The organism is Arthrobacter sp. BE255, from assembly GCF_031457335.1.
GTDB lineage: Bacteria > Actinomycetota > Actinomycetes > Actinomycetales > Micrococcaceae > Arthrobacter.
This window is the reverse complement of record NZ_JAVDWK010000009.1, coordinates 120594-146386: the sequence shown is the minus strand read 5'-3', so window position 1 is coordinate 146386 and position 25793 is coordinate 120594. Positions and strand designations below refer to the sequence as shown.

Below are 25793 nucleotides of genomic sequence, written 5' to 3'. Positions count from 1 at the left end.
TGAAACGGGACGTAACATAGTTACCGAAAGCAACTATCAAGCTTGATCCCATTTCTTCCCTGGAGCAGTCATGTCCAAAACAACCGCCGTGCGAGCCGCCGGCGAAACCCTGACACAGCGTCAGATCGTCACCGTCATGGTGGGACTCATGCTGGGCATGTTCCTGGCATCCCTGGACCAGACCATCGTGTCCACCTCGATCTACACCATCGCCAACGACCTGGACGGGCTCTCGCTCCAGGCGTGGGCCACCACCGCGTACCTCATCACCTCCACGGTCAGCACCCCGCTGTACGGCAAGCTGAGCGACATCTTCGGCCGCCGTCCGCTGTACCTGATCGCGATCGTGATCTTCCTGGCCGGTTCGCTGTACGCCGGCTCCGTCCACTCCATGACGGAACTGGCCATCGCCCGCGGCGTCCAGGGCCTGGGTGCCGGCGGGCTGCTGGCCCTCGCGCTGACCATCATCGGCGACATCGTGTCCCTGAAGGAGCGGGCCAAGTACCAGGGCTACTTCATGTCCGTGTTCGGCATCTCCTCCGTGCTCGGCCCCGTGGTGGGCGGCGCGTTCGCCGGCTCGGCCAACATCCTGGGCTTTGACGGCTGGCGCTGGGTGTTCTTCATCAACCTGCCCATCGGTCTGGCCGCACTGACCGTGGTCTTCCTGTTCCTGCACCTGCCGGCCAAGCACGTAAAGCAGAAGATCGACTACTTCGGCGCCGCCGCCATCACCCTGGCCATCGTCCCGCTGCTGCTGGTGGCGGAACAGGGCCGCAGCTGGGGCTGGGCCTCCATGAACTCCTTCCTCTGCTACGGGCTGGGCGTTGCGGGCATCGTCTGGTTCCTGCTGGCCGAAAAACGTGCCGGCGACTACGCCCTGATCCCGCTGCGGCTCTTCCGGAACGCCACGTTCGGCCTGTCCTCGCTGCTGAACTTCATCATCGGCATCGGCATGTTTGGCGCCATCGCCATGCTCCCGATGTACCTGCAGCTGGTGAAGGGCCTCACGCCCACCGAAGCGGGCCTGATGATGATCACCTTCACCCTCGGCATCCTGACCGGCTCCATCACCGCCGGCCGCACCATCTCGTCGTCGGGCACGTACCGGGTCTTCCCCATCATGGGCACCGCCATCCTGACCGCCGCGGCGCTGGTCATGGGCCTGTCCCTCGGCGTCGACACCGGCCTCTGGGTTCCCGGCGTGATCGCCGTGTTCTTCGGCATGGGGCTGGGTTTCTGCATGCAGCCGCTCACCCTGGCCATGCAGGTGTCCGTGCCGCCAAAGGACATGGGCGTGGGCACGTCCTCCGCCGCCTTCTTCCGTTCCATGGGCGGCGCGGTGGGCACGGCAGTGTTCATCTCCATGCTGTTCAGCGTGGCCGCGGGCCGGATCGCGGACGGCATGAAATCGGCTATGGGGAGCGCCGACTACCAGGCAGTCCTCAAGGACCCTGCCGTCGCAGGTGATCCGGCCAACGCCAAGCTCTACGAGTTCTTCCAGAACGGCGCCTCGAACGATTCGCTGAACGACACCAGCTGGCTGCACTCCGCCAACAGCGTGCTCACCCGGCCCATCACGGAGGGCTTCGCCTACGCGATCGACACCGTGATGCTCACCGCCGCTGTGCTCACCGGCATCGCCTTCCTCATCAGCTTCGCGCTGCCGAACAAGAAGCTGACCGATCCGAAAGCCGCTAAAGAGCCGGTAGCGGCCCACTAAGGTCCCCGGCTCTGAAACAGAGGACGACGACGGCGGCGCACCCGCCGTCGTCGTCTTTCTGTTTCAGGGGGCAAAGGCCCTGAGTGGAACCGCGGGCGGTGACGTGCCACACTGTGTAGCGCGTGTGCGCCGGCCGTCTGGGCCGGTACCGCAGCCGACGACGTCCGCACCGCATCCAACCAAACCCCAAACCCAGGGAGCACCATGTCCACCGCCAAGGAGCAGACAACCGCCAAAATCCCGCAGCGGGTGATCTGGCTGGCACTCGCAGGCGCGGTGGGTGGCTTCCTGTTCGGCTTCGACTCCTCCGTGGTAAACGGCGCAGTCGATGCCATCAAGGACGAATTCGCACTCTCTGAGGCCGTCACCGGCTTCGCCGTGGCCATCGCCCTGCTGGGCTGCGCCGCGGGCGCCTTCCTCGCCGGCAAGGTTGCCGACCGCTACGGCCGCATCCCTGCCATGAAGCTCGGTGCGCTGCTGTTCCTGGTCAGCGCCATCGGCACCGGCTTCGCGTTCGGCGTCTGGGACCTGATCTTCTGGCGCCTGGTGGGCGGCCTGGGCATCGGCCTGGCCTCGGTGATCGCGCCGGCCTATATTTCCGAGATCTCGCCGCGCCAGGTCCGCGGCCGGCTGGCCTCGCTGCAGCAGCTCGCCATCACTACGGGTATCTTCGCCGCGCTCCTGTCCGACGCCCTGTTCGCCACCAGCGCCGGCGGCGCGGACCAGGCCTTCTGGCTGGGCCTCGAAGCCTGGCGCTGGATGTTCCTCGCTGCAGCTGTCCCGGCCGTGGTTTACGGCTGGATCGCCTACACCCTGCCGGAATCCCCGCGGTTCCTGGTGTTCCAGGGCAAGGAGGACGAAGCACGCACGGTGTTCGACTCCATCGCCCCGTCCGAGGACACCGACCGGCACATCCGCGAGATCCAGGACGCGATCGAGGAGGACAAGCTGGCCGGCCAGAAGGGCTCGCTCCGCGGCAGGACCTTCGGCCTGCAGGCAGTGGTCTGGATCGGCATCATCCTCTCCGTCCTGCAGCAGTTCGTGGGCATCAACGTGATCTTCTACTACTCCACCACCCTGTGGAAGGCCGTCGGGTTCCAGGAAAAGGACTCGCTCACCATCTCCGTGGCAACCTCCATCACCAACATCCTGGTGACCCTCGTGGCCATCGCCCTGGTGGACCGGATCGGCCGCCGCCCCATCCTGCTGGCCGGCTCCATCGGCATGGCCGTCTCGCTGGGCACCATGGCCGTGGCATTCTCCTCCGCTGTGGGCTCAGGCTCCGAGATCTCCCTGCCGGGCGCCTGGGGCCCGGTGGCTTTGGTTGCCGCCAACATCTTCGTGGTCAGCTTCGGCGCGTCCTGGGGCCCGCTGGTCTGGGTGCTGCTTGGCGAGATCTTCCCGTCCCGGATCCGTGCCCGCGCCCTGGGCCTGGCCGCAGCAGCGCAGTGGGTGGCCAACTTTGCCATCACGCTCAGCTTCCCCGTGATGGCCGCGGCTTCCTTGCCCCTGACCTATGCCATGTACGCGCTGTTCGCGGCGGCGTCGTTCTTCTTTGTGATGTTCAAGGTGCCGGAGACCAACGGCATGTCCCTGGAGCAGGCCGAGACGCTGTTCGTGCGCAAGGGCTCCGCCGCCTGACCCGACCCTCTCTCACTTTCTGCAGGTTTTTACCGGACGCTCTTTCACTTTCTGCAGAGAAACGGCAAACCCTCCTTCACTCGCTGATGTGAAGGAGGGTTTGCTGTTCCGGCGGCACTGCGCCCGGTTACACGAGGTGCGGCTCGTGCGCTATCAGGTACTTCCGGCCACCCAGCACAATGCCGATGGCAGCCACCATCGCCAGCGCCCCGCCAAAGAACGGGACCTGCGGACCGAGATGCTCGCCCAGCTGCGCCGCGGCAAACGGGGCCAGCGCCCCGCCCATCCAGCGCACAAAGTTGTAGCCTGCTGAGGCCACGGGCCGCGGCGAGTCAGAAACACCCATGGCGAGTTCGGTGTAGATGGTGTTGTTGATGCCCAGCAGCGCCCCGGACACAATCACCAGAACGACGACGGCGGGCACCGAGTGCCCCGCGGCCAGTCCCAGCCCGATCAGGTCCAGCATGAGGACCAGCAGGGTTCCGGTCAGGACCCGGGTGGCCCCAAAGCGGTTCTGCAGCGCGGGCGCCACGAACACGGAGAAGACCGCCACGGCAACGCCCCAGCCAAAGAACACGCCGCCGATCCCGTAGGCATCCATCCCAAGGATGAACGGGGTGAACGCCAGGATGGTGAAAAAGCCGTAGTTGTAGAAGAGCCCGCTGGCCGCGGTGGTGCGCAGTCCCCTGTGTCCCAGTGCCAGCAACGGATCCCGCAGCCGGACCTTGCGCGCGGGGAGCGCAGTTTTGGGAAGCAGCACCACGAGCGCCACAAAGGCCGCGGCCATGAGAGCGGCGGTTCCGAAGAACGGTGCGCGCCACTGCCAGCCGCCCAGCAGGGCACCCAGGAGCGGGCCGAGGGAGATGCCCAGCCCCAGCGCTGCCTCATACAGGATGATCGCCGTGCCGGCCCCGCCGCTGGCCACGCCGACAATGACCGCCAGGGCGGTGGCCACAAACAGGGCATTGCCCAGGCCCCAGCCGGCGCGGAACCCTACGAGCTGGTCGACGCTGCCCGACAATCCGGAGAGCGAGGCGAAGACGACAATGACGGCGAGGCCAATCAGGAGCGTTTTCTTGCCGCCGATGCGCGAGGAGACGAATCCGGTGATCAGCATGGCCACCGCCGTCACCAGGAAGTAGCTGGTGAAGAGCAGGGAAACCTCGCTGGGGGTGGCATCCAGGTTCAGCGCGATCGCGGGCAGGATGGGATCCACCAGCCCTATTCCCATAAAGGCGAACACCGCCGCCAGGGCCGTTGCCCAGACGGCTTTGGGCTGCCTGAGCAGCGAAGCCTTTTCAGCCTCGAGGGTTGCTTCTGCCGGCAGTGTCTCTGCGAGCTGGCCGTTCATGGAGGATGCTCCTAAGTGAGTGCTTGATCAGTTCTGGATGGTGGCGTTGATCTTGTCGATGACGGGCAGGGCGGCCGCCAGAGCGGCGCGGTCAGCGTCGCTGAGGGAGCTGAGGATGCCCGCCATCACAGCGTTGCGGTTCTTGTTGGCGGCAGTGACGGCGGCCCGGCCATCGGCGGTGAGCACCACACGGACGGCCCGCGAGTCCTTGGGGTCAGGTTCGCGCCGGGCAAGGCCTGCCCGCTCCAGCTTGATGATCTGCTCCGTTGCGCTGGGCACCCTGACGCCCAGGTTCCGCGCGATCTCCCCCACCCGGACGCCGTCGTCCAACAGCATTTTCAGTGTGCTGAGCTGGGCTGCGCTGAGTTCGCCGTCGGAGTCGAGCCGCCGGACAAGGTAGACACTGTGGCGGAGGGCCTCGCGGAAATCGCTTGCAAGGGCCTGGAGTGCGTCATCATTTTGGGTCTTCATCGTTAGGTAGCCTAACAGTTAGGCTACCTAACGGTCAAAGATCAGAGCGTGAGCTTCATCCCCTCGTGGCTGGCATCAAACCCGAGCCGCTCGTAGAACCGGTGGGCCGCGGTCCGGGATTTGTGGGTGGTCAGCTGCATCATTGAACAGCCGCGCCGCCGGGACTCATCGATGGCCCATTGCACCATCACGTTGCCAATGCCCTGACCACGAAGGCTGCCCGCCACCCGCACACCCTCGATCTGCGAGCGCCACGATCCTTGCCGCGAGATGCCGGGGAGGAAACTCAGCTGGAACGTGGCAACCACGGGACCTACGGCATCCCCGGATGTCGCCAACTCGCCCACCACCAGAAGATGGGACGGGTCGGCCTCGATCGCTTCAAAGGCGCGCTCGTACGGTGCCATGTCCTCGCCGCGTTCACGGCCGGCACCCAGCGAATCGTCGGCAAGCAGGCCCACGATGGCTGGCAGATCGGCGGGCGAGGCGAGGCGGAGACGGAAGGTCCCGACGTCGACGTCGGCAGTCAGCAAAAGGGGCAGGGCACCTGGGTTCCGGGTCACCCCACCAGCATTCCACAGCCCTGCAGGCGTGCGTGTACGGTGGAAAAGCTGATTTTGTAACCGCCGTCACCCAATCCGGCGGACCACTCGAAGGATTTTGCACATGTCTGAGCAGACCACCACGGGGCAGAGAACTGCCTCCAGCCGGGACAGCGAGCCCCACCTTTCACGTTCGCTGAGCAACCGGCACATCCAGCTTCTGGCCATCGGCGGTGCGATCGGCACCGGCCTGTTCATGGGCTCCGGCAAGACCATCTCGGTGGCCGGGCCGTCCGTGATCTTTGTGTACATGATCATCGGCTTCATGCTGTTCTTCGTGATGCGGGCCATGGGGCAGCTGCTGCTGTCCAACCTGGACTACAAGTCCTTCAGCGACTTCGCCGGTGACCTGCTGGGTCCCTGGGCGGGCTTCTTCACCGGCTGGACCTACTGGTTCTGCTGGGTGGTGACGGGCGTGGCCGACGTGATCGCGATCGCCGGTTACGCCAACGAGCTGTGGCCTGGGATCCAGCTCTGGATCCCAGGCATCGCCACGATCGTGATCCTGCTTCTCCTGAACCTGCCCACCGTGAAAGCCTTCGGGGAGACCGAGTTCTGGTTCGCCCTCATCAAGATCGTGGCCATCGTGGCGCTGATCGCGGTGGGCCTGGTCATGATCTTCACCGGCTTCACGTCGGACGCAGGCACGGCGAGCTTCACCAACCTGTGGAGCCACGGCGGGTTCTTCCCCAAGGAGTTCATGGGCTTCGTGGCGGGCTTCCAGATCGCCGTGTTCGCATTTGTGGGCATCGAACTGGTGGGCACCGCCGCCGCCGAAACCAAGAACCCGGAGCACAACCTGCCCCGGGCCATCAACGCCATTCCCCTGCGCGTCATGCTCTTCTACGTAGGCGCCCTCATCATCCTCATGTCCGTCACCCCGTGGAGCGAGTTCCAGGCCGGCCACAGCCCGTTCATCGGCATGTTCTCGCTGGCGGGCCTCGGCATGGCCGCGATGGTGGTCAACCTGGTGGTCCTGACGTCCGCGATGTCCTCCGCCAACTCAGGGATCTACTCCACCTCGCGCATGGTCTTCGGCCTGGCGAACGACGGCGACGCCCCCAAACTGTTCGGCCGCCTCTCCAGCCGCAAGGTCCCGCAGAACGCCCTGTTCCTCTCCTGCGTGCTGCTGCTTGCCGGTGTGGCCCTGCTCTACGCGGGCAAGGACGTGGGCGTGGCCTTCGACATGGTGACCACTGTGTCCGCCGTCTGCTTTATGTTCGTCTGGTCCATCATCCTGGCCAGCTACCTGGTGTTCCGGAAGCGCCGGCCCCAGCTGCACAAGGACTCGTCATTCAAGATGCCGGGCGGCATTCCCATGGTGTGGGTGGTTTTCGCGTTCTTCGCGTTCCTCGTCTGGGCGCTGACAACTCAGCCTGACACGCTCACTGCCCTGCTGGTGACGCCGGCCTGGTTCGCGGTGCTGGGAGTTGCGTACGCCGTGGTCCGGAAGTCGCCGCTGCACCAGGCCCGGGTTGCTGAATGGAAAGCAATGGCCGACGCCGAAACGTCCTCGGTCTCCACGTCCGCCTGATCCAGCACCCCAAACGCTCTATCACTTTCTGTGGCTTTTGCCCGAACCCTCTCTCACCTCATGTGAGGTGGGGGGAAGGTTTCGCCTTTCCTGCCCGGCCGCGGGGGCGTTCCTTGTGCGCCGCGGAAAGCCGTGCTTGGCTGAAGTGCCGGTGTTGGCAAGAAGAAACTCAATTGGGGGAGGGTCCGGAATGGATCAGAACGCCGTCTCAGGCTTATCGAGGACAACCCTGCGGGCGGGGATCATTGTGGGCGCCATCGGGGCGTTCTCGGTCATCCTTGCTCCGCAGGTCATGCAGTCGCTGCAGTTCGGACCGGCTTATTCCCAGGCCCTAGGCTTCGTCCTGCACGTGGCATTCCAGCTGGTCACACTGTTTTTCCTGCCGTTTTCAGCCGCCCTCGTGGCCGCTTCCCTGGTGATGCGCCATCTGGACTTTACGCTGGCGCGGGCAGGTGCGGCCCCCTCCGCCGGCCGGCAGCCCCCGCGGGACTAAGCGGGCCCCTGCCGCAACGCACGACGCCGGCACTCGGGGTGAGTGCCGGCGTCGTGATTGCAGGGTGGTTCCGGAAAAAGCCGCAGGATCTGCGAGAGGGTTCCCGGAAAACCCGCAGGTAGTGAGAGAGCGTCGCGGGGTGGGTCAGGCGGGGGCCTTCGCCCCTTCCGCCTGGCGCTCCTCGACCAGGGTGGAGACGGCGTCGAACAGCGGATGGTCGGGAGCGAGCCCCGTGATCCGGGCGGTGGCGTCGGCCGGTGCGGAGGATGCCAGGATCTGGGCGAGCTCGGTGGCCTCGGCGTCGCTGGGGTCGGTGAAGCGCAGCGCCGCGGCGATCGCGCCCAGCAGCGCTTCGGGCACGATCCCGCGCTCGGCCAGCTCCGCGGCCGGGCCGATGAACCGTTCGTGCCGGCTGAGCTTGCGCAGCGGGGCGCGCCCCACCCGGTTCACGGTATCCGGCAGGTGCGGGTTGGAGAACCGGACCAGGATCTTCTGGACGTAGGCCTCCTGCTCGTCGTTGCTGAAGCCGTGCTTTGCCACGAGGAGCTGCTTGGTTTCCTCCAGGACCGCGCGGACGTCCTCCGCCACGTCCTGGTCGGCCATGGCGTCGGAGATCTTTTCCAGGCCGGCCTCAAAGCCGAAGTACGCCGCTGAGGCATGCCCCGTGTTGACCGTGAACAGCTTCCGTTCGATGTAAGGCGAAAGCTCGTCCACGAAGGTGGCCCCAGGAATTACCGGTGCCGCGCCGCCGAACGCCGTCCGGTCGATGACCCACTCGTAGAATGTCTCCACTGTGACGTCCAGGCCCTGTCCGGGCTCCTGGTTGGGCACGATCCGGTCCACGGCGGTGTTCGCGAACACCGCCGCGGAGTCGAGGGAGCCGGCGGCGTTGTCCCAGAGCGCGGCGACCTCATCGCGCAGGATGTCCGTGGCGTTGATGGCGTTCTCGCAGGCCATGACCTGCAGCGGCGCCAACCCGGCTTCCCGCGACGCGATGCCCCTGGTGATGGCGGGCGCCACGAACTTCAGGATGTGCGGCCCCACGGCGGTGGTGACGATGTCCGCCGTCGCGATCTCCCGGACCAGTTCCGCGTCCTGCGTGCCGGAGTTCAGCGCCCGGAAGTTGTCAACGGTCCGCACCGTGGGGTTCTCCCCCACCTCGTGGACGTTGTAGCTGTCCGCTGCTGCCAGCTGGCCGATGAGGTCCTCGGCAACGTCCGCGAACACCACCTCATACCCGGCCTGGTGCAGCAGCAGCCCGACAAAGCCGCGGCCGATGTTTCCGGCTCCGAAATGTACTGCCTTCACTATGCGTTGACCTTTCCGAACAGCTCCAGCACTTCATCCACGGACGTTGCGGCCTCCAGCTGGGCCACCTGGGCCTTGTTGGTGAAGACCTTCGCAATCGAGGACAGGATGTGGAGGTGTTCGTTGTTGATTCCGGCGACGCCCACCACGAACTTGACCTGCTTGCCGTTCCAGTCGATGCCCTCGGGGTAGCGGATCACGGAGACGGCGGACTTCATGATGTGGTCCTTGGCGGCGTTGGTGCCGTGCGGGATGGCCAGGTAGCTGCCCATGTAGGTGGACACCGACTCTTCACGCTCGTGCATTGCGGTGATGTACCCCTCGTCGACGGCGCCGCGGGCCAGCAGGAGCCGTCCGGCTTCGTCGATGGCGGCATCGCGGGTGGTGGCGGTGCCGTTGAGGATGACGCTGTCCGCAACCAGGATGTCGGACGGCACGACGGCGGCGGGCGCCGCGGGCGCTCCGGCGCCTTGGGCGGTGTCCGCCGGAGTCCCGGCAGCGGATGCTTCCGGAGCGTTGCTCTTCTTGACCAGCTCAACAATCTCGTCGTACCGCGGGCTGCTCATGAAGTTGTCAACGGAGTAGTGCACGGCGCTCGACGTCGCAGGCGTGGCCCGCTCCGTCAGGTCCTGGTGCGTGATCACGACGTCGTAGGTGTCGCTCAGGTTGGCGATGGCGGCGTTGGTGACCTTGACGTCCGGGAAGCCGGCCGCCTTGATCTTGTTCCGCAGCACCGAGGCGCCCATGGCACTGGAGCCCATGCCGGCGTCGCACGCGAACACAATGTTCCTGACCGGACCGGCCAGCACGGCAGTTCCCACCCCGGCACCGGCCGCGCCGGCGCCCGTCAGTGTGGAAGCGACGGAGCTCTTCTTGCCCTTCATCGCCTCCATCCGGGCGGTTGCATCGGTGAGGTCCGTTTCGTCGCTGTGCTTGGTGGTCTTAAGGATCACCGACGCGACCACGAAGGAAACTGCTGTGGCGAGCAGGACCGCGAGGATCACGCCGATGTAGCTGTCGCGGGCGGTCTGGGCCAGCACCGCGATGATGGACCCGGGAGCGGACGGCGCCACGAGGCCGGAGTTGGTGATGGCCAGGGTGGCAATGCCCGTCATGCCGCCTGCGATAGCTGCCAGGATCAGCAGCGGGCGCATCAGGACGTACGGGAAGTAGATTTCGTGGATGCCGCCGAGGAAGTGGATGATGGCCGCACCCGGGGCGGACGCTTTCGCAGCACCGCGGCCGAAGAACATGTAGGCGAGCAGGATGCCGAAGCCCGGGCCGGGGTTGGCCTCCAGCAGGAACAGGATGGACTTGCCCTGTTCCAGCGACTGCTGGATGCCCAGCGGGGTCAGCACACCGTGGTTGATGGCGTTGTTCAGGAACAGCACCTTGGCCGGCTCAATGAAGATGCTGGTCAGTGGCAGGAGGCCGTTGCTGACCAGGAACTGGACCACGTTGCCGGCGGCCGTGCTGAAGGCGGTGACCAGCGGGGAGATCCCGTAGAAGCCCAGCATGGCCAGCAAACCGCCCCAGATGCCGGCGGAGAAGTTGTTCACCAGCATCTCGAAGCCGGGGCGGATCTTGCCGTCCCAGAGCGCATCGATCTTCTTCATGGTCCAGCCGCCCAGGGGGCCCATGATCATGGCGCCGATGAACATCGGGATGCCGGCGCCCACGATCACGCCCATGGTGCCGATGGCACCCACCACGCCGCCGCGGACGTCATAGACCATCCGGCCGCCCGTGTAGGCGATCAGGAGGGGCAGCAGGTAGGTGATCATGGGGCCAACGAGGCCAGCATAGGGAACACCCTCGGCATTGGCGCCGAAGCCGCCCAGTGCAGGGACGGGGATCCAGCCCTTCTCGATGAAGAGAGCCGTGATGAGGCCCCAGGCGATGAACGCCCCGATGTTGGGCATGATCATCCCGGACAGGAACGTCCCGAACTTCTGGACGCCAACCCGCACGCTGGTGCGGGGTTTTGCAACTGTCTGCGTTGCCATGTGATTTCCTAACCGTGATTCCTGCTGCTCCGCAGGATGGTCCGATATTTCGACGACGGTACTGCCTGTGCAAAGGGTGGTGCAGTGTGGCTTGGGACCCGCTAGCTGCTGGTGGAGATCCGGTGAAGCCATTCGAGGAAGAGTTTGAGTTCCGAGCTTGAGAGCTGGTCTGAGTGCGATGCCTGAAGTGCGGCATTCAGGGCAATCGCTGCCACCACCACCGAGGACTTCCCGGAGTCATCAGGACTGCCGCCGGCAGCCTGGTCCGCGGACACCGCAAAAATCATGGCGTCCCGCGTCATGGTGGACAATTCAAGGTTCCGTTCGGCGGCAGGCTCCGCAATGAGCATGAGGGTCACCCCCACGTTGGCGGCCAGGATGGACCTGGCTGCTTCCCGCGGCTGGACGTTCAGCTGGCCTGCCACTGCTGCCTTGTTCAGCATCTCCTCCATCAGGGCCTCGGCATCGGCAACGATGGCGGGGCGGCTTTCAGGACGGATATTGCCGAACATCACCAGGTACAGCTCCGGCTGGTTAAGCCCGAACTGGACGTGGTTGTCCCACATCCGCCGGATGTCCTCCAGCGGGTGCCCGGACGGGGCGAAATCCCTCTCACCCGCGACATATTCTTCAAATCCCGCGGCGACAACGGCGTCGAAAAGACCTTCCTTGTCACCGAAGTGGTGGTACAGCGTGGGCGCGGTGACGCCTGCCAGCTGCGTGATCTGGCGGGTGGACACCGGTGAGCCCGCAGAGTTTGCCAGCAATTCGGCCGCCGCACGCAACAGTCGCATTTTGGGGGGAAGCTGGCCATCCAAACTCATAACCGCTACCCTATCACCTATAGCATTGCTATATGAACTGAATCACATACAATTTTTTCAGGCACGTTTCGCGCCACCTGACGTAGCAGTCACGGCGCCCCCGGCATGGCGCCGGGAACCTTGGCGGGCCTGGCTATCGGCAGAGAATGAGGACCTTCAGTGCAGAACTTCCCAGGAGTTGGCGTCAGCCCCGGCCGCATCATCGGCACCGTCCGGCAGATGCCTAAACCGATCAGCGAACCCCCGGCAGGCGAACAGCTGGGTGCGGGGACCTCTGCGGAGGACGCCACGGCGGCCCTCAAGGCAGCCTCGCAGGCCGTCCACGACGAACTCAAGGCCCGGGCAGCGCACGCCACGGGAGACGGCAAGGCCGTCCTGGAAGCCACTGCGCTGATGGCCAAGGACACCATGCTGATCAAGGGCGCCGCCAAGCTCGTGGCCCGCGGCCTCTCAACCGAGCGTGCCATCTGGGAGTCCGGTTCCTCCGTCTCGGAAATGCTCCATAACCTGGGCGGCTACATGGCCGAACGCGCCACCGACGTCCTGGACGTCCGTGCCCGGATTGTGGCCGAACTTCGCGGCGTGCCCGCCCCCGGCATCCCCACCTCCAGCACGCCGTTTGTGCTGGTGGCCGAGGACCTGGCCCCGGCCGACACCGCCACCCTGGACCCCAACAAAGTCCTGGCACTCGTGACAGCGGGCGGCGGACCGCAGTCCCATACGGCCATCATCGCGCGTTCGCTGGGCCTGCCGGCCGTCGTGGCTGCCGTGGGAGTGGACGAACTCGCGGACGGCACGGAAGTCTACGTTGACGGCGCCGCGGGCAACATCACCTCCGACCCCGACGACTCGCTGCGTGCCGCAGCTGATGCCTGGGCGGCCACGGCTTCCCTGCTGGCCGAGTTCAGCGGCACGGGCACGACGGCGGACGGCCACCTGGTGCCGCTGCTCGCCAACGTCGGCGGCGGCAAGGATGCCGAGGCGGCCGCGAAACTGGGCGCCCAGGGCGTGGGCCTTTTCCGGACCGAGTTCTGCTTCCTGGAGCGGGACTCCGAGCCCTCCGTGGAGGAGCAGGCCGCGGCCTACAAGAGCGTTTTTGATGCGTTCCCGGGAAAGAAGGTGGTCCTGCGCACGCTCGACGCCGGCGCCGACAAGCCGCTTCCGTTCCTGACGGATTCCACGGAGCCCAACCCGGCCCTGGGCGTCCGCGGCTACCGCACGGACTTCACTACGCCCGGCGTCCTGGACCGCCAACTGGAGGCCATCGCCCTGGCCGAGCAGCAGTCCGAAGCCGATGTGTGGGTCATGGCCCCGATGATTTCGACGGCGGAGGAAGCCGCCCGCTTCGCGTCAATGTGCGCCGACGCCGGCATCAAAACGCCCGGGGTGATGGTGGAGGTCCCGTCCGCCGCGCTCACCGCCGAGGCCATCCTGCGCGAGGTGGGCTTCGCCAGCCTGGGCACCAACGACCTCACCCAGTACGCCATGGCCGCGGACCGCCAGCTCGGCCCGCTCGCCAACCTGAACACGCCGTGGCAGCCCGCCGTGCTGCGCCTGGTGGGGCTCACGGTGGAAGGCTCCCGCGCGGAAGGCCACAACAAACCTGTGGGCGTCTGCGGCGAGGCGGCCGCCGACCCCGCCCTCGCCGTCGTCCTTACCGGCCTGGGTGTGACCACCCTGTCCATGACTGCGCGGTCGCTGGCTGCCGTGGCAGCTGTCCTGAAGACTGTGACCCTCGCCGAGGCACAGCAGCTGGCCAAGCTGGCGCTGTCCGCACCCAGCGCCACCGAAGCGCGCGCCTGGGTCCGCGAAAAGCTGCCCGTACTCGAAGAACTCGGACTCTGACGCGGTTCCCCGCGCCAACACCTACAGGAGAAACAATGCCCGAACGCATCGCCACCATCGCCAGCCGCTCCGGCCTGCACGCCCGTCCGGCCGCTCTTTTCGCCGAGGCGGCCGGCGACGTGGGAGTGGAAGTCACCATCGCCATGCAGGGCGAACCCGCGGATGAGGCACTGGATGCCTCCAGCATCCTCTCGCTGATGACGCTGGGCGCGGCCAAGGGCGACGTGGTGGTTCTGCGCGCCGAAGGGGACGGGGCCGACGCCGCGCTCGATTCCCTGGTCAAGCTTCTGGAAACGGACCTCGACGCCGAATAGGGCCGGACGCAGTACCGTCAGGGGAAGTACCGTCAGGCCGGAACGCCGAAGCCATCTGCGGCGCGGACCCAGCCGCTGATCGCCGCGGCGGTGGCCTCCGATGCCGTGTGCTGCAGAACGTGGCCCGCCCCGGGGATCTCCGCGAAGCTGCCTTGCGGCGCCAGCGCAGCGAGCCGTTCGCACCACGGGCGGCGCGCCACCGGGTCACCGCTTCCGCGCATCACCAGCACCGGCTGGCTGACCCCCTGGATCCTGGCGTCGATGGGATATTCCATCATGACGGGCAGCTGGGTCAGGTACCAGCGCGGACCGGCCCGGAAGTAGTCTCCGAAGACGATGGCGTTCGAGGACGGGGATTCGCTGAACAGGGCGTCACGGGTCAGTGCCAGCGCCTGGCGCGGCACCGACTTCCTGGTGCTGTCCACCACCGGGCCCATCAGGACCAGGCCTGCCACCAGTCCGCGCTCCTGGAGGCCCAGCTCCACAGCGTACTGGGTGCCCATGGAGTGCCCGATCACCACACAGGACCGGACTCCGGCGTCGGCCAGCACGCTGTTCACAAAGGCCGCGTACTCCCCCACGGCCACCTGGCGGCCGGGCCGCGGGGCGTCACCGAAGCCGGGCAGGTCGAAAGTGTAGACATCCGCCTCCAAGGCCGGCTCGCGGTGCAGCCGTGCGAAATAGCGGTGCGAGACGCCGATGCCGTGCAGCAGCACGTACGTGCGGCGGCTGCCGCCCCTGCTGTCCCGCGGCGGCGCCGAGGCGTAGACCCGCCCGGTCAGGCCGCCCGACGTTACGTCCAGGCCATCACCAAGTTTCATCAGGCGAGCTTACCGCCACTGCTTCGGCGGGACAGGGTTAGGCTGTTGCCCATGGCACTGATAGCTCCCCGGATGACCGCCGGCCTGCCGGTTGAGGATGCAGAGAAACTGCAGCGTGCGCTGGAGGGCAGCCATGACATCACTGTTTTTGTGGACGGCACCGTCCACCGGCTGCCTCCGCAGGCGCGGGACGCCGTCGTTGATCTGCTCAGCCGCTTCAGCCGCGGCGAGGCAGTGGCCGTCAGCAGCGTGGAGGAAGTGCTCACTACCTCCCAGGCGGCGGAGCTTGCCGGAATCTCCCACACATTTCTGCGCAACATGACCGACCGCGGCGAAATACCGGTGGAGTACCGCGGCACGCACCGCAGGATCAGGCGGGCGGCGATCACGGCCTGGCTGGAGCAGCAACGGAAGACGGAGCAGGCGAAGCAGCGGGCAAGCGAAAATGACGGTTCCGCCGCCGCTGAATGACGGAGTGATAAGGATCAAGCAACGATCTCGGCCAGGCCTTAAGACAGGCAAGCGAGCGGGGTTAGGCTTGAATTGTGGCGAAATTCAGAGGGTTGCACGTGGTGGCGGGCATTGCCGCCATGCTGGTTGCCGCCATGCTGGGATCAGCCATGCGGCTGAACAACACAGCCGTGGTGATGTCCAGCTGCGTCGTGTTCGTGGCCGTTGCCATGTGGGCCGACAGTGCCATCTCCAAGCGACGCCGTGAAGCGTCGAGCCTGTCCGAAACCCTGACCCTGCAGCAGGCAGCCTCCCTTGACCAGGCCACCTCGCTGGAACCCGGCCACGAAGCAGCTCCGGCCAGCCGCCAGGACATTCCACAACGAGGGACCCAGGATCAATCCCTGGCGCCCGGGGAGCCGTCCAAACATGAAGGAAACGCCGCCTAGGTTCCGGGTCCGTGGGTTCCGGGTCGCCTCAGTCCTGGGTCCCTAAATCCTGGGCCGTGCCGCCCAACGGCGCATCTTCAGGGCGGCATGCAGCTCAAGCCTGGGCATGCCCTTGAGCGGATCCACCCCCAGCAGGGCGCGGATGCGGCCGAGGCGGTTGTAGATGCTGCTGCGGTGAAGGTGAAGTTTGGTGGCCACGTCCTGCACCGCCCCGTCGTTGTCATACAGCAGTTCCAGGACAGGAATGAGTTCACCGTTCCGGTCGTGGTCCTCGAGCATGCGGAAATAGACCGACCCGGAATCCGCCCAGGCGCCCGCACCGCCGCCGGCCGAAGCCAGCAGCTGATAAACCCCGGTGGCCCGGCAGTCCACCAGCTCGCCCAACTGCGGATCCACCGCTGCGGCCTGTGCGGCCTGCTTGGATTGCCGGTACGCCTCGGCGAAATCACGCGTCCTTGCGAAGCCCTCGCTGATTCCCAGGATGATGCGGTGCACCGGACGGCCGGATCGTTTGGCCAGTTCCAGCTGATAGTGGACCAGCACCTGGGCGTGGTTGGCCCGGCCGGTGGACTCCTTGAACAACACCACGGAATGCGTCTCGGTCCCCGCGCTGAACAGTGCCGGGTCCACCCCGATCGTGGCCTGCAGGGCTGCCGACCGGTGGATCAGCGTGGACGCGATGGGGTCCGGCCCTCCCGCCCAGCCGTCAGCGTCCAGGATCGTGATCATCTGCCACGGCCCCTTGCCCTGGATTTCCTTCCACCCGGCAATGGCCGCCACGGCGTTGGCTTCACCGGAACAGGCCGCCAGGAATTCCCGCTCACGGCCGCGGCGGAACTCCGATTCCGCAGTGTTGGAGTCCAGCAGCAGCCCGGAGAGCAGCTCGATCTCGTGGTTCACTTCCGGCAGCTGGGTGAGGATCGCCGTCGGGTTTTCCTCTGCCGAGTCCTGCTGGACCCACAGATAACCCACCCGGAAGCCGCGCACCATCAGCGGGACGCAGACGCGGCCCAGCATGCCAAGCTCCGGGTTGGCGGGGATGACGACGGGGCGGACCGCCGTCGCGATGCCGTGTGACAGCTGCCAGGCGCTGACGTCCACGGGGACTCGTTTGCTCAGCAGGAAGTTGACCCGGACCCGGTCCGCGTGGGACTGGTTGGAGCTGTAGGCGAGCAGCAGGCCGTCCAGGTCCTCCAGCGAAAGTCCCCGTCCAAGCTTCTGCGCCACCCGCTCCACAAGCTGTTCCACATCCTGCTGCTGCATGGGCCAACAGTACTGCCGGGGTGTGCGATTCCGCGAACGGACACGAGGCGACACCTGACGCTTGCACGCTGGACAAATGTCGAGGCGACTTTCCTAAAATCCGCGAAATGACGCGGCCGGGCTGGCGGCGGCTTTGGGGTTTCATGTCGCGTGCCTCACAACCGGATTTATTCTGGAATCACAACTTCCCCCGCAATGCAAGGGCCTTTCGGGGCCCGTGAAAATGGAGCCCAGAATGATTATCGGTGTCCCCAAAGAGATCAAGAACAACGAATTCCGCGTGGCCATCACCGCGGCCGGCGTGAACGAATTCCGCACCCACGGCCACACCGTCCTGGTGGAGCGCGGCGCGGGCCTGGGCTCAGGCATCACGGACGAGGAATACGCGATCGCCGGGGCCGAAATCGTCGCCGACGCCGACGACGTCTGGGCACGCGCCGACATGGTCATGAAGGTCAAGGAACCCATCAAGGCGGAATACCACCGCTTCCGCAAGGGCCTGATCCTCTTCACCTACCTCCACCTCGCAGCCGAGCCCGAACTCACCCGGGAACTGATCAACTCCGGCGTTACGGCCATCGCCTACGAAACCGTCCAGGAAGGCCGGACCCTGCCGCTGCTGGCCCCGATGTCCGAGGTCGCAGGCCGGCTCTCCGTACAGGTGGGCGCCACGTCGCTGATGGCCCCTGCAGGCGGCAAAGGTGTGCTGCTCGGCGGCGTTCCCGGCGTCCGCCCGGCGAAGGTCGTTGTGCTGGGCGCCGGCGTGGCAGGCACCAACGCCGCAGCCATGGCCCTGGGCCTTGGCGCCGACGTCACCATCCTGGACATCAACATCAACCGCCTGCGCGAACTGGATGCCCAGTACCAGGGCCGCCTGAAGACGGTCGCGTCGAACAAGTACGAGATCGAGAAGTCCGTGGTGGACGCGGACCTGGTGATCGGTTCCGTCCTGATTCCGGGCGCCAAGGCTCCCAAGCTGGTCAGCAACGAACTCGTGGCCCGGATGAAACCCGGCTCCGTGCTGGTGGACATCGCCGTGGACCAGGGCGGCTGCTTCGAGGACACCCACCCCACCACGCACCAGGAACCTACGTACAAGGTCCACAACACGATCTTCTACTGCGTGGCCAACATGCCCGGTGCCGTCCCGAACACGTCCACCTACGCCCTGACCAACGTCACCCTGCGGTACGCAGTCTCCCTGGCCAACCTGGGCGTCAAGGCAGCCTTCGACCGGGACCCCGCCCTCGCCGCCGGCCTCAACATCGCCGCCGGCCACGTGGCGCACCACTCCGTGTCCGAGGCACACAACCTGCCGCTCGTAGCGGACTGGCACGAACTGGTTTCCGCGTAATCCGCTAGGTTGCCGTCTGAACGGCAGTCATCCAACGCGTGCTGGCTCCTTCGTCGCCTCTGACGCACGCTTTCTGGATGGCTGCCGTTCAGACGTTAAATGCCGTACTGGGCGGAAGCCAGTTCGCGTGCTTTTTCTATTAGTTTGAGGACTTCTACTGGTCCTGCCGGGTCTACTGGCACGGGGAGGGACGAGGTGGCGCCGCCGTCGAGGAGCTTGTCTGCCAGCAGCCGGTAGAACTCGGGGTAGGCGCCTCGTTCCGTGGGCAGCGGGTCCAGGTGCCCGTCACGGCCCAGGACGCCTGCCCACTCCGGCGCCTCGACGCCGAACTCCGCGTCCAGCGGGCTGCCGCCGGCCACGATGTACGGCTCCTGGGGGTCGATCCCATGCTTGGTGAACGCGCCGGTGGATCCGAGGATACGGAAGCGCGGACCCTGCTGGGCGCAGACCATGTTCATGCTCAGGTGGCTGGTCACCCCGGAATCGTGGGTGAGGACCAGGAACACGTCATCATCCACCTTCTCGTGCGGACGCCGCGCCTGCAGTTCCGCGTGGGTCACGGTGGCCGGTCCGAACAGCAAAAGTGCCTGGTCGATCAGGTGCGTGCCCATGTCGAACAGCACGCCGCCGCCGTCCGCTGCGGTGGCCTGGGCCTTCCACGCCTTTGAAATATCGGGGGACCAGCGTTCAAAGCTGGACTCGAAGCGGGTCACGCTTCCCAGCGCTTCACTTGCCAGCAACTTCCGGACAGTCAGGAAATCGCCGTCCCAGCGCCGGTTCTGGAAAACGGTCAGCACCCGCCCCAGCCGCTCGGCAAGGGCGATCAGTTCCTGGCCTTCGGCGGACCGCACCGCAAAGGGCTTGTCCACCACAACGTCCAGCCCCGCCTCGAGGGCGGCTTTGGCCAGCGGATAGTGCGTCGCGGGAGGCGTGCCCAGCACCACGAGGTCAAGGTCCCCGGCCAGCGCAAGGACGGCGTCGCCGTCGGCCACTGTTTCGACGCCCGGATACCGCTCGACGGCTGCGGTCTGCCGGCCGGCGTCGGATGTTGCGATGACGTCCAGCGAGTAGCGGCTGTCCGCCGCGATAAATGGCGCGTGAAAGACGCTCCCCGAAAGTCCATAGCCGACGACGGCGGTGCGGATGGTGCGTTCAGCAACAGTTCCGGTCATAAGGGCTAGGCTACCCCCGCGCACCCTCTCTCACTTCCTGCGGGTTAAGACCAAACGCTCTCTCACTCACGGCCGATGACTGCGGCCGAAAGTGAGAGAGCGTTGGCGAAAAACCTGCAACAAATGAGAGAGCGTTACAGGGGAGGGGCTACTTCTTGACCCAGCCCAGCGTGGTCCAGTCCGGAACCTGCGAGAGGCTCTGGAACAGGGACGGGCCGTAGTTGGCCAGGCCCGTGCGGACGAAGGAGATCTGCGGGCCGTTCATGACGACACCCATGGAGAAGTACTTCGCCATGTGCTCCTTCTCAACTTCCATTGCTGCCTTGTTGCGCTCGGCGTTGTCCTCGATGGAGGCGAGGTCGGCGATCTTCTTGTCCAGCTCGGCGTCGCCCAGGCCGTTCTCATTGACCTTGGAGTCGTAGTACTGCTTGACGGCGTCGGTGGCGTCCGGACCAACGGTGTAGCCGGAGACGCTCATGTCGAAGTCGCGGCCGCCGATGACCTTGCCGAAGTCGGCGGAGGCACGCTGGTCGATGCCAACATCCATGCCGCCGGCCTGGAGCTGCTTCTGCAGGGTCTGCGTGAAGGCCAGGGTGGTGGGATCGTCACCGAAGTTGCTGATCTTGAAAGCAGCGGGAACGCCGCCCTTCTCCATGATTCCGGCAGCGTTCGGGGCGTAGCCGGCGTCGGTCAGGACCTTCTTGGCAGCGTCCGGGCCGGTTTCCTTCACCGGGTAGTTGTCCTGGTAGTACTCCGAGAACGGCAGGACCATCATGGAGCCGGAGCTGGGCTCTTCCCAGTTCAGGCCGTTGAAGCGGACCTTGCGGAGGGCCTCGCGGTCCACGGCGGCGAAGATGGCCTTGCGGACCGCCACATCCGTGATCTTCTGGGCGTTGATGTTCATGCCGCCGGCGAAGAGGCGCTGGCCGCGGCGGACTTCGGAGTCCTTGGTGCCCTCGAGCTGCTTGTAGAGGGAGATGGTGTTGGCGGACATGCCGTCAATTTCACCGTTCTTGAAGGCCGCGATCTGGGCGCTGGTTTCCAGCTGGCGGAAGACCACGCTGTCCAGGACCGGCTTGGTGCCCCACCACTTCTCGTTGGGGACGAGGGTCACGGTCTTGGCTGCGGCGTCGTACTGGTCCAGCTTGAAGGGACCGGCCATCCATTCCGGATGCATGTTGCCCACGAATCCTTCGTTGAAGATTGCCGGCGTGTTGACAGCCGGGTGGATCAGGCCGAAGAAGAGCGAATCCACCGGGTAGACCGGCTGGCTGGTCTTGACGATGATTTCCTTGTCGCTGCTGCCCGCTTCGACGGACTCCACGAATTCGTAGGCACCGGAGCTGACGATGTCGTAGCCGGCATCAGGGCTCTTGAGGATGTTCCAGGTGTTCTGGAACGCCTTGATGTCGATGGGTGTGCCGTCGTTGTAGGTGGCTTTGTCATTGACCTTGATGGTGACGGTCTGCTTGCCGTCCACCACCTTGCTGTCCACTGACTCGCAGAAGTCCTTGTTCGGCGTGGCCTTGCCGACGAAGTCCACCTTCCAGCAGCCGCCAATGCCGCCGCTCGTAACCGCAACCGGATTGATGGGTGCCATCAATGCGGAGTTGTCTGAGCTGTTGCCGTTGTTGGAGAAACCATTGAAGTCCGGCCCGATGCTGCCCAGCGGCAGGGTGACCTTGCCGCCCTTCTCAAGATCCGCGACCGGCTTCTCATTGATGCTGATGAGCTTGGAGAGGTCGCTGCCTGCCTCCTGGCCCTTTGCCGTTTCGGGTCCGGTGGACGTGCCTCCACCGCCGCAGGCAGTCAGCGTCAAAGCAGCCGCAATGGCCGCCGCTCCGCCGATCTTGGTCAGATTCTTCATGGTGTTCCCTTCATTCGTGCGAGTGGTGGTGCTTGTGATGGGTCGAAAAAATCTAGGGTGCATGGGGTTCCGCCGTTCCGTGGACCACCAGCATGTCCTCGTCCAGCTCCCCGTCCGGGAAGAAACACGCGAACTGCTGGTCGGGCGGGTCTACCCGGCCAGACTCCAGGGCCTGTGCCGCGGCCGACGCCGGAACGGTTTCCAGCGGCGGTTCAAGGGTCAGGCATTTCTCCTGCTTCGCCGCGGGAAGCGCCGCGAAAACGGGGCAGCGGGTGGCGAAGTTGCAGCCCTGGGGAGCATCAAGGGGCGAGGGCAGGTCGCCCTTAAGGATGATGCGCTCCCTGGTGCGCTCCACCTGTGGATCGGGCACCGGGATGGCCGACAGCAGCGCCCGCGTGTACGGATGGCGTGGGTTGTCAAAGACCCGGTCCACCTCGCCGATCTCCACGATCTTGCCCAGGTACATCACGGCCACCCGGTTGGAAATGTGCCGGACCACCGAGAGGTCATGGGCAACCATCAGGTAGCTGAGGCCCAGCTCGGCGCGCAGCTGGTCCAGCAGGTTGATGACGCCGGCCTGGACCGAAACGTCCAGGGCGGACACCGGCTCGTCGAGGACCACAAGCTTCGGGTTCACGGCCAGGGCACGGGCAATGCCCACGCGTTGCCGCTGGCCGCCGGAGAACTGGTTGGGGAACCGGTTGACGTGGTCGGGCTGCAGGCCCACCAGCTTCATCAGTTCCATGATCCGCTTCCTGATGGCCTGTTTATCCAGGCCGGCATTCTGCAGCGGTTCGGCCAGGACCTCGTACACCGTGAACCGGGGATCCAGTGCCCCGGTGGGGTCCTGGAACACCATCTGCAGCTCCCGGCGCATGGCGCTCCTGGCCTTGCCGGTGGTGGCTTCCTTGTTGCTCAGGCCGCCGATGACCACCTCGCCGTCCTGGTCCTTGTGGAATTCCATGATTTCCAGGAGTGTGGTGGTTTTCCCGGAGCCGGACTCCCCCACGATGGAAAAGCACTCGCCCTCGCGGATGTCGAAGCTCAGGCCGTCCACGGCCTTGACGGTGCCGATGCGCCGCTTCAGCAGGGCGCCCTTGGTCAGCGGGAAGTGCTTGCGTACGTCCTTGAGCTCCAACACTGTGGCGCGCTCCCCGCGGGGGATGGCGTCGAAACGGGACACCGGCACCGGGGGTGCGGAGAAGATTTCCAGGACGTCCGCGTCCGAGCCCAGCGCCTCGGACTTGATACAGGCAGCCTTGTGTCCCGGCTGGCCGCCGGCGGGAAGCAGTTCCGGCTCGCCGTCCCTGCAGGCATCCGTGACCAGCGGGCACCGCGGCGCGAACGAGCAGCCGGTTGGTGTGTAGATGAGGTTGGGCGGGATGCCGTCGATGGGCACCAGTGAAGTCTTCTCCGCCACATCCACGCGCGGCACCGCCCCGAGCAGGCCCATCGTGTACGGCATCCTCGGGTCGTAGTAGATGTCATCCACCTGCCCGGTCTCCACGGGCCTGCCGGCGTACATCACCATGATGTCGTCGGCGATGCCCGCCACCACGCCCAGATCGTGGGTGATCATCACGACGGCGGCGCCGGTCTCCTCCTGCGCCGTGTGAAGCACCTCCAGCACCTGGGCCTGGATGGTGACGTCCAGTGCCGTCGTCGGCTCATCCGCGATCAGCACGCGCGGGTTGTTGGCGATGGCGATGGCGATCATGACGCGCTGGCGCATGCCGCCGGAGAACTCATGCGGAAAAGCCTTGAGCCTGTCCTTCGGGCTGGGAATCCCCACCATTGCCAGGAGTTCGACGGCGCGGGCTTCTTTCGCCTGCTTGCTCATCGTCGGGTTGTGGATGGTGAGGGCCTCGGTGATCTGGGTGCCAACCGTAAAGACGGGCGTCAGGGACGAGAGGGGGTCCTGGAACACCATGGCGATGTCGTTGCCCCGGTACGCGCACATCGCCTTGTCATTGAGGCCCAGCAGTTCCTTGCCCATCAGCCGCACGGATCCGGCGATTTCCGCCGTCGGCGGCAGCAGGCCCATGATGGCCAGTGAGGTGACGGACTTTCCGGAGCCCGATTCGCCCACGATGCCCAGGGTCTTGCCCGGCATCAGGTCGAAGTCGACTCCGCGGACGGCGTGCACCACTCCGTTCTCGGAGTTGAACCGGACGTTCAGGTCCCGGACTGACAGGACGGCGTCCGACGGCGAATAGAGGCCCGCGACCTGAAGCCGTTCGGCGGCCGAGTGTGATGTGGGGTCCGCCGGTTCGAGGTACGTTCCGCTGCTCATTTCGCCGGCTCCTTAGCGCTGCTTTTCTTCTTGGCTTTGCCGGCGGAACTGGAGCTGGGGTCGAACGCGTCCCGCAGGCCGTCGTTCATCATGGCCAGGGAGCCGGTGAGCAGGAACATCACCGTCAGGGGGACCCAGAACATCCACGGGAAGGTCTGGACCTGTGACGTGGCGCCGCCGATGAGCACCCCCAGGCTGACGTCCGGGACCTTGATGCCGATGCCGATGAAGGAGAAGGCGACTTCGGCCAGGATGGCGCCGGTGACGCCGCGGGTGATGTCGAGGACCAGCAGGGATCCGATGTTGGGTACCAGGTGGCGCCAGACAATCCTGCGGGGCGGGACGCCCATGTACTGGGCAGCCTTGACGAAGTCCCGCTGCATCAGCGACATGGACAGGGAACGGATGAGGCGGGCGGTGCCCATCCAGCTGAAAACCAGGAGCACGATGATCAGGAGGAGCCAGCTGGGCAGGTTCTTCTTGAGCCCGTCCCCGCCGCCGCTGGTGGCCACCGCCACCACGAGAAGGGCAGGCATCATGATGAGCGCCTCGAGGACAAAGAGCATGACCTTGTCCACTTTGCCGCCGAAGTAGGCCATGGTGCAGCCGTAGACCGCGGCGATGAGGACGGAGACCAGGCCGACGATCAGGCCGATCAGGATGGAGATCCGGGTGCCCTCCACGGTCATGGCAAACAGGTCGATTCCGGCCTGGGAGGTGCCCAGGTAGTGGTCGGCGGAGGGCGGCATACCGATGTTGAACGGGTCGATGGTCTCCTTGTCCCAGGGGGTCAAGTACCCGCCGACAAACGAGAAGAGGGTCAGGCCGAGGAAAATGAGGAGGCCGGCTACGGCGGTCCTGTTCCGCATGAACCTGCGGAAGATGATGGTGGATTTGCCGATGATGACGTCGGCGCTTTCCAGGTGCGCGTCCTGGGCCACGGCTGCCGGGTCAACGGCGTTGAGGTTGGTCATGGCTACTGCACCCTCACTCTCGGGTCAACAAGCGTGGTGGCGAAGTCGGCCAGGATGGCGCCCAGGGCGAAGATGACCGAGCCGTACGCCAGCGTGGCCGTGGCCGCGTTGACGTCCTGCAGCGAGATGGCGTCGATGCTCCAGCTGCCGACGCCGGGCCAGGCGAAGATCTTTTCCGCGAAGAAGCCGCCCGCGAAGATGGCAGGGATGGTGAAGGCGATGCTTTGGGCCACGGGGATGAAGGAGACGCGGAGGGCGTGCCGGGAGATGGCCTGGTTCCGGGTCAGGCCCTTGGCGCGGGCCGTGCGGACGAAATCCGCGTTGACGTTGTCCAGCAGGTATTGCCGCTGCGCGATCTGGTACGAGCCCCAGCCCACCAGCGTGATGGCCACGGTAGGTACTGCGTAGTGTGCCAGCATGTCCAGGGACTGGGCCCAGCCCGGTTCCATTCCGGGCGTCGAGATGCCCGTGACGAAGAAAATCCGCTCACCAACGGTTTCGTTGATGTTGATGGCACCCAGCTGCACCAGGAAGTAGGCGATGGGTGCAGGCACGATATAGGCGAGGTAGCTGTACGACGTGATGACCCGGTCCTGGAACTTGTACTGGCGGGCCGCCGAGTACACGCCGAGGGCGACGCCGATCACGAGCGTCAGGATGATCGAGGCGAGGAACAGCCGGGTGGAGATCCAGACGCGGTCGCCAAACTCGGCGTTGATGAAGGCGCCGTTGGGGCTGCGGCCCCAGTCCCACCGGGTCACGATGCCCGTCAGCCATTCCAGGTAGCGTTCCCACGGGCTAAGGTCCGGGTCCAGCCCCTTGAGGCGCATGGAGTTCGCGACCTGCTCGGGAGTGGGGCGGGGAATCCGCTCCTGCTCCAGCAGCGCGGGCTTGAGGGAGCTGACCGCCAGGAAGTATCCGGCCGAAGTGGTCAGGAAGATCATAAAAACATACGTGATTCCGCGCTTGGCGAGGTACCGGAGCATGTGGCAGCTACTTCTGAATCGCCGCTGCCAGGTGCTCATCCTGAAGTATCAGGGG

At 65.7% G+C, this 25793-nt stretch carries 22 protein-coding genes; 9 read left to right on the top strand and 13 right to left on the bottom strand.

Features of this window, described 5'->3' with window-relative positions; translation table 11 throughout:
• Nucleotides 1-70: 70 nt before the first annotated feature.
• Both J2X42_RS15860 and J2X42_RS15855 read left to right on the top strand, forming a co-directional pair.
• The gene (locus J2X42_RS15860) at nucleotides 71-1720 is read left to right on the top strand and encodes an MDR family MFS transporter (protein WP_310166720.1); all 1650 of its coding nucleotides are present in this window, start codon (nucleotides 71-73) and stop codon (nucleotides 1718-1720) included.
• Between the two features lie 111 nt (nucleotides 1721-1831).
• A complete protein-coding gene (locus J2X42_RS15855) occupies nucleotides 1832-3361 on the top strand; it encodes a sugar porter family MFS transporter (protein ID WP_310166794.1) in 1530 nt (509 codons plus the stop codon).
• Between the two features lie 127 nt (nucleotides 3362-3488).
• Here J2X42_RS15855 and J2X42_RS15850 read toward each other — a convergent pair whose 3' ends face one another.
• The 3 genes from J2X42_RS15850 to J2X42_RS15840 are packed head-to-tail and all read right to left on the bottom strand — an operon-like array spanning nucleotide 3489 to nucleotide 5746.
• A complete protein-coding gene (locus J2X42_RS15850) occupies nucleotides 3489-4712 on the bottom strand; it encodes an MFS transporter (RefSeq protein ID WP_310166719.1) in 1224 nt (407 codons plus the stop codon).
• A 27-nt stretch (nucleotides 4713-4739) separates the two neighbouring features.
• Nucleotides 4740-5183 carry a MarR family transcriptional regulator gene (locus J2X42_RS15845; RefSeq protein WP_310166718.1) on the bottom strand — a complete coding sequence of 148 codons (444 nt, stop codon included), beginning with the start codon at nucleotides 5181-5183 and terminating at the stop codon, nucleotides 4740-4742.
• A 41-nt stretch (nucleotides 5184-5224) separates the two neighbouring features.
• Nucleotides 5225-5746, bottom strand: coding sequence for a GNAT family N-acetyltransferase (locus J2X42_RS15840; RefSeq protein ID WP_310166717.1), 522 nt, complete (start codon nucleotides 5744-5746; stop codon nucleotides 5225-5227).
• Nucleotides 5747-5849: 103 nt separating this feature from the next.
• Here J2X42_RS15840 and J2X42_RS15835 point away from each other — a divergent pair, with 103 nt between their 5' ends.
• On the top strand, nucleotides 5850-7319 hold the full coding sequence (locus J2X42_RS15835) for an amino acid permease (RefSeq protein WP_310166716.1): 1470 nt from the start codon (nucleotides 5850-5852) through the stop codon (nucleotides 7317-7319).
• Between the two features lie 190 nt (nucleotides 7320-7509).
• Nucleotides 7510-7812 (top strand): hypothetical protein, encoded by a 303-nt coding sequence (locus J2X42_RS15830; protein WP_310166715.1) that lies wholly within the window; start codon nucleotides 7510-7512, stop codon nucleotides 7810-7812.
• 144 nt (nucleotides 7813-7956) lie between these two features.
• Here the strand turns inward: J2X42_RS15830 and J2X42_RS15825 are convergent, their stop codons facing one another.
• From J2X42_RS15825 to J2X42_RS15815, 3 genes are all read right to left on the bottom strand, one after another.
• Nucleotides 7957-9120 (bottom strand): mannitol-1-phosphate 5-dehydrogenase, encoded by a 1164-nt coding sequence (locus J2X42_RS15825; RefSeq protein WP_310166714.1) that lies wholly within the window; start codon nucleotides 9118-9120, stop codon nucleotides 7957-7959.
• Nucleotides 9120-11126, bottom strand: coding sequence for a PTS mannitol transporter subunit IICBA (locus tag J2X42_RS15820; RefSeq protein ID WP_310166713.1), 2007 nt, complete (start codon nucleotides 11124-11126; stop codon nucleotides 9120-9122). The genes J2X42_RS15825 and J2X42_RS15820 overlap by 1 nt, the downstream gene beginning before the upstream one ends.
• Nucleotides 11127-11227: 101 nt before the next feature.
• Nucleotides 11228-11950 carry a TetR/AcrR family transcriptional regulator gene (locus J2X42_RS15815; protein ID WP_131135388.1) on the bottom strand — a complete coding sequence of 241 codons (723 nt, stop codon included), beginning with the start codon at nucleotides 11948-11950 and terminating at the stop codon, nucleotides 11228-11230.
• 159 nt (nucleotides 11951-12109) lie between these two features.
• Between J2X42_RS15815 and ptsP the strand changes: the two genes are divergently transcribed.
• Nucleotides 12110-13795, top strand: coding sequence for a phosphoenolpyruvate--protein phosphotransferase (ptsP, locus tag J2X42_RS15810; RefSeq protein ID WP_310166712.1), 1686 nt, complete (start codon nucleotides 12110-12112; stop codon nucleotides 13793-13795).
• 35 nt (nucleotides 13796-13830) lie between these two features.
• Nucleotides 13831-14109, top strand: a complete 279-nt coding sequence (locus J2X42_RS15805) for an HPr family phosphocarrier protein (RefSeq protein ID WP_131135386.1) — start codon at nucleotides 13831-13833, stop codon at nucleotides 14107-14109.
• A 32-nt stretch (nucleotides 14110-14141) separates the two neighbouring features.
• Here J2X42_RS15805 and J2X42_RS15800 read toward each other — a convergent pair whose 3' ends face one another.
• A complete protein-coding gene (locus tag J2X42_RS15800) occupies nucleotides 14142-14930 on the bottom strand; it encodes an alpha/beta hydrolase (protein WP_310166711.1) in 789 nt (262 codons plus the stop codon).
• 51 nt (nucleotides 14931-14981) lie between these two features.
• Here J2X42_RS15800 and J2X42_RS15795 point away from each other — a divergent pair, with 51 nt between their 5' ends.
• Nucleotides 14982-15401 (top strand): helix-turn-helix domain-containing protein, encoded by a 420-nt coding sequence (locus J2X42_RS15795; protein ID WP_310166710.1) that lies wholly within the window; start codon nucleotides 14982-14984, stop codon nucleotides 15399-15401.
• 74 nt (nucleotides 15402-15475) lie between these two features.
• Nucleotides 15476-15829 carry a hypothetical protein gene (locus J2X42_RS15790; protein ID WP_310166709.1) on the top strand — a complete coding sequence of 118 codons (354 nt, stop codon included), beginning with the start codon at nucleotides 15476-15478 and terminating at the stop codon, nucleotides 15827-15829.
• Nucleotides 15830-15871: 42 nt separating this feature from the next.
• Here J2X42_RS15790 and J2X42_RS15785 read toward each other — a convergent pair whose 3' ends face one another.
• Entirely contained in the window at nucleotides 15872-17092 is a 1221-nt protein-coding gene (locus J2X42_RS15785; RefSeq protein WP_310166708.1) for a helix-turn-helix domain-containing protein, read from the bottom strand.
• A gap of 235 nt (nucleotides 17093-17327) precedes the next feature.
• Between J2X42_RS15785 and ald the strand changes: the two genes are divergently transcribed.
• Nucleotides 17328-18446, top strand: a complete 1119-nt coding sequence (gene ald / locus J2X42_RS15780) for an alanine dehydrogenase (protein ID WP_310166707.1) — start codon at nucleotides 17328-17330, stop codon at nucleotides 18444-18446.
• A gap of 95 nt (nucleotides 18447-18541) precedes the next feature.
• Here the strand turns inward: ald and J2X42_RS15775 are convergent, their stop codons facing one another.
• From J2X42_RS15775 to J2X42_RS15755, 5 genes are all read right to left on the bottom strand, one after another.
• Nucleotides 18542-19618, bottom strand: a complete 1077-nt coding sequence (locus J2X42_RS15775) for a Gfo/Idh/MocA family oxidoreductase (RefSeq protein ID WP_310166706.1) — start codon at nucleotides 19616-19618, stop codon at nucleotides 18542-18544.
• 148 nt (nucleotides 19619-19766) lie between these two features.
• Nucleotides 19767-21485: an ABC transporter family substrate-binding protein gene (locus J2X42_RS15770; protein WP_310166705.1), complete on the bottom strand. Its 1719-nt coding sequence runs from the start codon at nucleotides 21483-21485 to the stop codon at nucleotides 19767-19769.
• Nucleotides 21486-21537: 52 nt separating this feature from the next.
• Nucleotides 21538-23778, bottom strand: coding sequence for an ABC transporter ATP-binding protein (locus tag J2X42_RS15765; protein ID WP_310166704.1), 2241 nt, complete (start codon nucleotides 23776-23778; stop codon nucleotides 21538-21540).
• Entirely contained in the window at nucleotides 23775-24752 is a 978-nt protein-coding gene (locus tag J2X42_RS15760) for an ABC transporter permease (RefSeq protein WP_310166703.1), read from the bottom strand. The genes J2X42_RS15765 and J2X42_RS15760 overlap by 4 nt, the downstream gene beginning before the upstream one ends.
• Nucleotides 24753-24754: 2 nt before the next feature.
• The gene (locus J2X42_RS15755) at nucleotides 24755-25738 is read right to left on the bottom strand and encodes an ABC transporter permease (RefSeq protein ID WP_310166702.1); all 984 of its coding nucleotides are present in this window, start codon (nucleotides 25736-25738) and stop codon (nucleotides 24755-24757) included.
• Between the last annotated feature and the right edge of the window lie 55 nt (nucleotides 25739-25793).

Bases quoted from the DNA above. Each gene is read 5' to 3' on its own strand.
- J2X42_RS15860 (WP_310166720.1), top strand. From the start codon at position 71: ATGTCCAAAACAACCGCCGTGCGAGCCGCCGGCGAAACCCTGACACAG.
- J2X42_RS15850 (WP_310166719.1), bottom strand. From the start codon at position 4,712: ATGAACGGCCAGCTCGCAGAGACACTGCCGGCAGAAGCAACCCTCGAG.
- J2X42_RS15845 (WP_310166718.1), bottom strand. From the start codon at position 5,183: ATGAAGACCCAAAATGATGACGCACTCCAGGCCCTTGCAAGCGATTTC.
- J2X42_RS15835 (WP_310166716.1), top strand. From the start codon at position 5,850: ATGTCTGAGCAGACCACCACGGGGCAGAGAACTGCCTCCAGCCGGGAC.
- J2X42_RS15830 (WP_310166715.1), top strand. From the start codon at position 7,510: ATGGATCAGAACGCCGTCTCAGGCTTATCGAGGACAACCCTGCGGGCG.
- J2X42_RS15820 (WP_310166713.1), bottom strand. From the start codon at position 11,126: ATGGCAACGCAGACAGTTGCAAAACCCCGCACCAGCGTGCGGGTTGGC.
- J2X42_RS15815 (WP_131135388.1), bottom strand. From the start codon at position 11,950: ATGAGTTTGGATGGCCAGCTTCCCCCCAAAATGCGACTGTTGCGTGCG.
- J2X42_RS15805 (WP_131135386.1), top strand. From the start codon at position 13,831: ATGCCCGAACGCATCGCCACCATCGCCAGCCGCTCCGGCCTGCACGCC.
- J2X42_RS15800 (WP_310166711.1), bottom strand. From the start codon at position 14,930: ATGAAACTTGGTGATGGCCTGGACGTAACGTCGGGCGGCCTGACCGGG.
- J2X42_RS15795 (WP_310166710.1), top strand. From the start codon at position 14,982: ATGGCACTGATAGCTCCCCGGATGACCGCCGGCCTGCCGGTTGAGGAT.
- J2X42_RS15785 (WP_310166708.1), bottom strand. From the start codon at position 17,092: ATGCAGCAGCAGGATGTGGAACAGCTTGTGGAGCGGGTGGCGCAGAAG.
- ald (WP_310166707.1), top strand. From the start codon at position 17,328: ATGATTATCGGTGTCCCCAAAGAGATCAAGAACAACGAATTCCGCGTG.
- J2X42_RS15775 (WP_310166706.1), bottom strand. From the start codon at position 19,618: ATGACCGGAACTGTTGCTGAACGCACCATCCGCACCGCCGTCGTCGGC.
- J2X42_RS15770 (WP_310166705.1), bottom strand. From the start codon at position 21,485: ATGAAGAATCTGACCAAGATCGGCGGAGCGGCGGCCATTGCGGCTGCT.
- J2X42_RS15765 (WP_310166704.1), bottom strand. From the start codon at position 23,778: ATGAGCAGCGGAACGTACCTCGAACCGGCGGACCCCACATCACACTCG.
- J2X42_RS15760 (WP_310166703.1), bottom strand. From the start codon at position 24,752: ATGACCAACCTCAACGCCGTTGACCCGGCAGCCGTGGCCCAGGACGCG.
- J2X42_RS15755 (WP_310166702.1), bottom strand. From the start codon at position 25,738: ATGCTCCGGTACCTCGCCAAGCGCGGAATCACGTATGTTTTTATGATC.